The organism is Moritella yayanosii, from assembly GCF_900465055.1.
Taxonomy (GTDB): Bacteria; Pseudomonadota; Gammaproteobacteria; order Enterobacterales; family Moritellaceae; genus Moritella; species Moritella yayanosii.
In genome coordinates, this window is the sequence record NZ_LS483250.1 from 142810 (window position 1) to 150773 (window position 7964).

At 41.6% G+C, this 7964-nt stretch carries 3 protein-coding genes; 2 read left to right on the plus strand and 1 reads right to left on the minus strand.

What is annotated here, in order from left to right:
- Positions 1-35: 35 nt before the first annotated feature.
- Positions 36-230 (minus strand): MbtH family protein, encoded by a 195-nt coding sequence (locus tag MORIYA_RS00740; RefSeq protein WP_112711828.1) that lies wholly within the window; start codon positions 228-230, stop codon positions 36-38.
- A gap of 136 nt (positions 231-366) precedes the next feature.
- On the opposite strand from MORIYA_RS00740, the gene MORIYA_RS00745 reads away from it, so the two are divergent.
- Both MORIYA_RS00745 and MORIYA_RS00750 read left to right on the plus strand, forming a co-directional pair.
- On the plus strand, positions 367-1332 hold the full coding sequence (locus MORIYA_RS00745) for a TauD/TfdA family dioxygenase (protein ID WP_112711830.1): 966 nt from the start codon (positions 367-369) through the stop codon (positions 1330-1332).
- Between the two features lie 11 nt (positions 1333-1343).
- Positions 1344-7964, plus strand: coding sequence for a non-ribosomal peptide synthetase (locus tag MORIYA_RS00750; protein WP_112711832.1), 6621 nt, complete (start codon positions 1344-1346; stop codon positions 7962-7964).

Genomic DNA, 7964 nt, shown 5'->3' on the forward strand with positions numbered 1-7964 from the left:
CATCCTATATTAATGCTGATTTATGATAATTAAAATTATGCTAGTGCGTTCTTCAATGATGCTGGGCGCATATCTGTCCACACATTGTTTATTTTTTCTAGACAGTTTTCTTTACTGCCTTCAAAACCGATTTTTTTCCAGCCACTCGGTAAAGGTTTATAACTTGGCCAAATAGAGAACTGCTCTTCAGTGTTAATCACTACGTTAAATAACGCGCCTAGTTGTTTCATCCTTAGACCATACCTCGCTTTAATGTTTAATATTTGTTTCAAAATGTGACTTGTGCATATATGATACTGATAATTATTATCATTACCATTCAAAGTTCACTTTATTTTATTATTATTTTCACATGAGATTTTAATTATGAGAAAAACAACGAATTTACGTATTAATCCTATGTTTGCAGAACATGATTTACCGAAAATTGTCACCCCTATTGTAGGCGGGCGATTATCGGATTATTTGCAAGATGCGCATCAGGTTGTTGAAGAAGAGCTATTGCGCGTTGGAGGGGTATTATTTCGAGGTTTTGACACGATAGGAGAAGAACAATTTCAAGAGTTTGCGCGTTCGTTTGGCTCACCATTACTTAATTATGAATTTGCTTCTACGCCAAGAACCGATCTTGGCGATGGTGTTTATACCACTACAGAGTATCCCGCACATCAACAGATCCCACTGCATAATGAGCAGGCTTATACGCTTAATTGGCCGATGAAAATTTGGTTCCACTGTATTACGCCAGCTGAAACCGAAGGTGAAACGCCAATTGCTGATAGCCGCCTAATTTACAACAAAATAGATCCTAAAATACGCCAACATTTTGATTCTAAAAAATTAAAATACGTTCGTAATTATGGAAATGGACTCGACCTGCCATGGGAAAAAGTATTTGGAACCAAAGATAAAAAACAGGTTGAACGTTTTTGTCTGGCCAATAAAATCAACTTTGAATGGAATCTTGATGGTGACTTAAGAACCAGTCAGGTATGTCAGGCGGTTGCTCAGCACCCCAAAACTCACGAAATGGTCTGGTTCAATCAAGCGCACTTATTTCATATATCTAACCTTGAAGCCAATATTCGAGAAGTTTTGTTATCTGTCGTAGACGAAGAAGACCTGCCACGTAATGTGTACTACGGTGATGGTTCTCCTATCGAAGACTCTATTTTGGCTGAAATCCGAGGTGTGTTAGACGAGTGCACAATCAAATTTCCATGGCAGGCTGGAGACATTCTGATGTTGGATAATATGCTTGTTGCTCATTCTCGTTCGCGTTTTACTGGAGCTCGTAAAGTTGTGGTTGCTATGGCCGAAGGTAATATTTAGGAAAATTTAAAATGGAATTAGAACAAACTCAAGTGGAACAAAACGACAAAGGACTTAGACTCGATATATCTTCGAACCAGAAATCGCTGTGGTTTTTGTACAAGCTAGCCCCTGAATCTTCCGCTTACAATATGTATTTCTCTACCTTGTTAGGCGGCAGAGAGCAACATGCTATTGATATTAATTTATTGGAGCAGAGTTATTATCATACGATAGAGCATCATGATGCGCTTAAAACGGGTTATCAACAAGATGAAAAGGGGGTTTATGCTTTTCTCGCCCCGCATAAATCAGCGGATTTTTCTGTTGAAAACCACCGTTTCACCGAAACAGAAAAGGATGATTGGATAGCAAAATGCGCTGATCAGCCATTTGAATTAGAGCAAGGTTATGTGTGCCGAGCGAATGTGTTGATAAATGACACCGATGGTAAGGTAACACCTTATTTAATTGTGACATTGCATCATATTGCTGGTGATTTTTATTCTATTGAGCAAATGGTTGCTACTTGGGCTAAGTATTATTCTCAGCTTGTTGATGGCACAACGGATCCTGCACCGTCAGTTCAATATAGCCAGTGGGTTACAGAACAAAAGCAATACCTTGCTTCAGATGCTGCAGATAAAGCGTTAGCGTTTTGGAAAAGTGAGTTAGCTCCCTTACCAGCACCTTTGTCTATTAGTACGGATTTTGAGCGTGGAGATATTCAAAACTTTGATGGTTGTGAATTGCAATTCGATGGTAATCAAGCGCTGACGGATAAAGTTACTGCGTTGGCTCGTGAGACTAAGACCACATCATATACTGTCTTGCTAAGTGCTTTTCAGTTTTATTTACATAAACTGTCTGGTCAATCTAAGTTTCTGATTGCGTCGCCAACGATGGGGCGTTATAAGCGATCCCATAAAGAAATTGTTGGTTATTGTGTTAATCCTTTTCTTATTCCTGCTGATTTTACAGAGCCTTGTAACTTTACTGAGTTGATCGTTGAACGTGCTCGTTTTTATCGTCAATCATTGCGGCATCAAAGAATGCCTCTGACAGAAATCAGTGAAGCATTGATAGATAATAGAAGTGCGGAACGCACCGCGGTTACTTCGCATATGTTTACTTATACACGTGCTAATGACCGTATTATGGGTATGCCGATATCCGATCATATAATTGACTCGGGACAGCGTGGTGCTGCACACGAACTTAATTTAGTTGTCTATGAATATGAGAACTCGTTTCGTTATCACTGGCGTTTTAATTCTTCACTATATACTGCTGAAACGATCACCGCGATTGCCGATGGATTCTTTGAACTCTTAGATGAGTTGCTGTTAGCACCTCATAAATTGCTTATTCAGCATCAGTTCAAAGCTTGGTTGCCGGATGCTAAACCCGTAACCCCTGGTTACGAAACTGGGTTGGCGATGTGGCAAGATATTGCGCCTACGCAGCCAGCATTATTATATAACGAACAGGTATTAACTGTTGCAGAGATAAGTGAACAAGCATCTCGTTTAGCCTATGCACTGTCGCAATCCAATGTGAACCATCGCGATCGCGTTGCTATTTTATTACCACGGGGTGTAGAGCAAGTTATCGCGATGCTTTCAGTTTGGTATGTCGGGGCTGCTTTTGTTCCGTTAGATGATGGTCAGCCTAATGAACGTACACAAATAATGCTTAAAGAAGCAGATGTCGAAGTGTGTGTTGGTGCTGGCAGCAGGCCTGATTGGTTACCCGAGATTTATCATTGGTTAGACGCGACTGATGTTTTAGCTCAAGTCTCGCAACCCTTGGTTAAGCCTCTTACATTATGTGCGGGGGATCCGGCTTATTTAATCTTTACTTCTGGTTCGACTGGGATACCCAAAGCCGTGTCTGTTGGGCATGGTGCACTGGTTTCGTATGTCGAAGCTATAAATCGTCGCTTAGATCTACCAAAAAATAGTGTGTATGCGAGCCTTGCTAGTGTGGCTACTGATTTAGGCTATACGGCACTTTGGGCTGGATTATTATCTGGGAATCAAGTGCGTATTTTAGATCAAGCGTTCATGCTTGATGCTGAAGGATTAGCTGATCACTTGGCTAAATATCCAGTTGATATGCTTAAAGTTGTCCCTTCTCATTTACAAGGATTATTGGCATCGGAGCGTAGTGAAATATTACCTCGACACACTTTAGTCTTTGGTGGTGAAGAAGTTAATAATAGCTTACTTGAACAGCTTCGCGTTTATTCCTCTGAGCTCAATGTTTTTAATCATTATGGACCAACTGAAACAACGGTAGGTGTTATTGCGGGTCGTTTACTTGCTGGTGAGCCTACAGCTTTAGGAACGCCGCTTGATGGTTGTCGAGTTTATCTATTAGATAGTTTGCTTCAAGCTGTCCCTGTTGGTGCTATCGGCGACTTGTATATAGCGGGTAATCAGTTAGCGCAAGGATATTGGCAAGATAGCGCGAAAACAGCGCAGCATTTTATGAGTGATCCGTTTTATTCTGGTGAGCGTATGTATCGATCTGGAGATCGAGCGAAACAGCTGGCAGACGGACGAATTAAATTCATTGGTCGAGCTGATGGTCAAGTTAAAATTAGAGGGCATAGAGTTGAACTAGCTGAAATTGAAATTCAGCTTAATGCGCTGGATGGTGTTGTTGAAGCCGCCATTGTATTCGATAAAACCGAAGGGCGTGAAAAACTCACCGCCGTGGTTGTTAGTAAGCAAGATAAAACAGAGTTATCTCGTTTATTATCAATGAGTTTACCTAGCTATATGCAACCGCATTATTGGCATTCAGTCGCCGAAATACCGCGTACGATTAATGGTAAAGTTGATCGAAAAAAATTAGCTTTAAACCTGAATAATAGCACGAATGAATCCGATTCAGTAATGTCGTTAAGTTCAGATCAAGGCGTTCTATTTTTCTGTCGCTTGTTTGCTAAAGTCTTGAATAAGCAGGCTAATGAGATAACTAGTCGTGATGGTTTCTTTGCTGTTGGCGGTGACTCTATTTTAGCGTTGCAGTTAGTGGCAATCGCTCGAAAAGAAGGCGTTAAATTAACACCTCAGTTGTTATTTAAACATCAAACACCGGTTGAGTTAGCAGAGGTTATGGCCGATCAATTACCGCTGTCGGATCCTAAGGAAAAACTTCATGAGCAAGCTATATCAGCACTCGCTCAGCTATGGTCAATGACGTTATCAAAGCAACATGTTGAGTCGAGTGATAACTTCTTTGAAATAGGAGGTGATTCTATTTTAGCGCTGCAGTTTATTGCTGCTGCACGCAAGAAAAATATCATTCTGCGTCCTCAGGATGTTTTTAAATATCAAACACTGGCTGATTTAGCGTTGTTTATTGTGCCGCAGATAGAAGAACAAAATGCGAGTACTGAGCAAATATCGTCTACGACAGTGATGAACACTGAGCAAGTTGTATCTCGTTATGATCTTGATATTTTACCTGAAACGTTAACCGTTGAGGATGTTACTGCAAACATTTCTACCCGTGATTTAAATACTATTTGCCAGGATATACCGGCATCTTTAATTGATGATTTGTTACCGCTGTCACCTACTCAACAAGGGATATTGTTCCATTGTTTGTTGGATCCGCAACCGGAATTGTATTTAAACGTAACGAGCATGGCTCTCACTGGTAGCATAAATACAGACGCATTTCTTGCCGCATGGAAAAGCGCAGCACAGCGTCATGATGTAACCCGAAGCCGTTTTATTTGGCATGATCTTGAACATCCTTATCAGGTGGTATGCCGACATACTGAGATGAATACAGTAATGCGAGATTGGCAGGCATTATCGATATCGGAACAGAACGCTAAATTTGAGGAACTCGTCGCCGAAGAGCATAAAATTGGATTTAAACTGACAGATGCACCGCTTATGCGCGTGATTTTAGTTAAATTATCCCCTCAAGATCATCGTCTAATATGGACGCGTCATCATTTGATCGTAGACGGTTGGACATCGGCATTAATTGCGGGTGATGCGATGGCTATTTATCAGCAAAAAGATTTACAACCAGCGCCGCATTATGCCGACTATTTCTCTTGGTTAGGTCGTCAAGACATGGCATATGCGGGAAAAGAGTGGCAAGCGTATTTAGCTGACTTTACCCAAACGACACATTTACCTGGTCCAGAAACACCGATGCAAGGGCAAAAAAATTGCCAGTATCAAATAGCCGAGTCGGTTACGCAGAAGTTGAAGGCGCAGGCTAGAGCACATGGTTTAACGTTAAATACGTTAGTGCAACTGGCGTGGGGGATTACGTTAAGTCGATTTACTGGTGGTTATGATGTGATATTTGGAATGACGTCTGCTGGACGCCCGCAGGAAGTTTCTAATATTGAGCATATGGCTGGCGTGTTCATTGCTAGTTTACCATTACGTACTCGTTTCAACCCCGCTGAACGATTAGTTGATTGTGCAACAAAATTACAGCTCGATGCATCTGAGTTACGAAGCATTGATTACATGCCACTTGCAGAGATCCAATCGTATGTTGATCTAGAGCCTGGAGAGTTACTGTTTGATACCGCACTGGTATTCCAAAACTACCCATTTCCTCAAGAACTGAGGGATATGACCACGCCAAAATTTGATCTGCTGGAGGTATCTGAATCAAGTAATTTCCCGATGATGTTACAAGTTGAGCCTAGTCATGTTCTGAATATCAATTGTTCTTTTGATACTCAAAAAGTCTCACAAGATTTAGCGACTAGAATGTTAACCATGCTTGACGCGGCGCTAACCTATCTTTCTGAAGACGTTGATACGTATACTTATCAACTCATTGATTTGTTAACGTTACCTACAGTCGTGAATGAAGCTCAAGTGGATTTACCTGCGAAGTGGGATTGGTTAGATCAAGTTCAATTACGTGCGAATGAAGATGGTGAAAGCCTAGCCCTGATTGCTGACGATCGCCAGTTAACTTATGAAGAGTTAGTTGCTGAAGTGTCAGAACTCGCTGGCGCTATGGCTGGATTAAACCTCAATCATGAGCAACCGATAGCGGTTTGTTTAACACGTAAAGCTGATCTTGTTGTTACTTTATTAGCTATTTATCAATTGGGCTTATCTTATATCCCATTAGATCCATTGCTGCCAGAACGCCGCTTGGAAGATATTTTTAATCAAGCTAAACCTCAGTTAGTGATAGCGGATCGGACTTTCGACTCTGCACCTTGTCTCTCTCCTACAGAACTGAAAAAACAGTCTAAAGGGTCTGGGCCTGTCGTTGACTGCCACCCAAATACATTGGCATACACTATTTTTACATCCGGCTCTACAGGCCGCCCTAAAGGTGTTCAGATTGATCGTTCCGCGTTAAATTATTTCTTACAAGCGATACAGGATGTAGTGAATATATCTGCTGAAGATCGACTGTTGGCTGTGACCACGATTGGTTTCGATATTGCTGTATTAGAATTATTCTTGCCTTTGGTGCACGGTGCGACCTTGGTGTTAGCTAACGAGCAACAGAGTAAAGATAACCAAGCATTAAGTCAGCTATTATCACAGCATAAAATCAGTGTGATGCAAGCAACACCTACAACATGGCAAAGCTTAGCGGATATTGACACTGCTTGGTGGTCATCACTTAATGTTCTGACTGGTGGTGAGGCGTTGAATGCAGCATTAGCTGAATTATTGATAAAAAAATCAGCGAGTGTGACGAATGTTTATGGTCCAACAGAAGCAACCGTTTGGGCATCAAGTTCGCGTGTTGAGCATGTAACAGGCAAATTAGCGGCGCTTGGTAAGCCATTAATTAATACTCAGTTTTATGTTTTAGATAGCGCACTTCAGCCGGTATTGTCAGGGGTTGAAGGTGAGTTATATATCTCAGGATTAGGGTTGGCTCGCGGGTATTTAAACCGGCCTAAATTAACCGCCGAGAGTTTCTTACCTGATCCTTTCTCACAAGCTCCGGGACAGCGTATGTATCGCACTGGCGATCGCGTTTATTTCGATGCGAAAGGTGAGTTGCAGTACATAGGTAGAACTGACTTCCAAGTGAAATTACGTGGATTTAGAATTGAATTGGGTGAAATTGAAGCCGTGCTTCAAGCGCAAACCGGTGTTAAGGAAGCTATCGCTTTAGTATGGCAAGCGGATACTGAACATGGCTATATAGCTGCTTACGTCACGTTACGTAAATCTGCAGTCTTAGACAGTGAACTGCTGTTACGCCTGATTGCCGAGCATTTACCCGTTTATATGGTACCAACTGAACTTGTGATCCTCGATGCAATGCCATTGAACAGTAATGGCAAAATCGATCGCAAAGCGCTGCCAGAATCAGATAGTCATGGGATGGGTCATTACTTATCGCCACAAACTGAACTTGAGCATCAATTAGTGGATATTTGGCAACAAATCCTAGAGCATGATCAGATAGGTATCCAAGACAGCTTCTTTAGACTAGGAGGCAATTCGCTTTCTGCCACTCGTCTACAAGCTAGAATCCAGCGAACATTCAGCGTACAGATCCCATTAGCTGAGTTATTCCATAATCCGACAATTGCCGAACTTGCCACACTTTTAGAAAAAGAGTCGTTGCAACAAGATGATCTGGCAATGATGGCTGATCTACTAGACCAATTTGAGTAA

Coding starts and splice junctions, on each gene's coding strand:
- MORIYA_RS00740 (WP_112711828.1), bottom strand. CDS start 230: ATGAAACAACTAGGCGCGTTATTTAACGTAGTGATTAACACTGAAGAG.
- MORIYA_RS00745 (WP_112711830.1), top strand. CDS start 367: ATGAGAAAAACAACGAATTTACGTATTAATCCTATGTTTGCAGAACAT.
- MORIYA_RS00750 (WP_112711832.1), top strand. CDS start 1,344: ATGGAATTAGAACAAACTCAAGTGGAACAAAACGACAAAGGACTTAGA.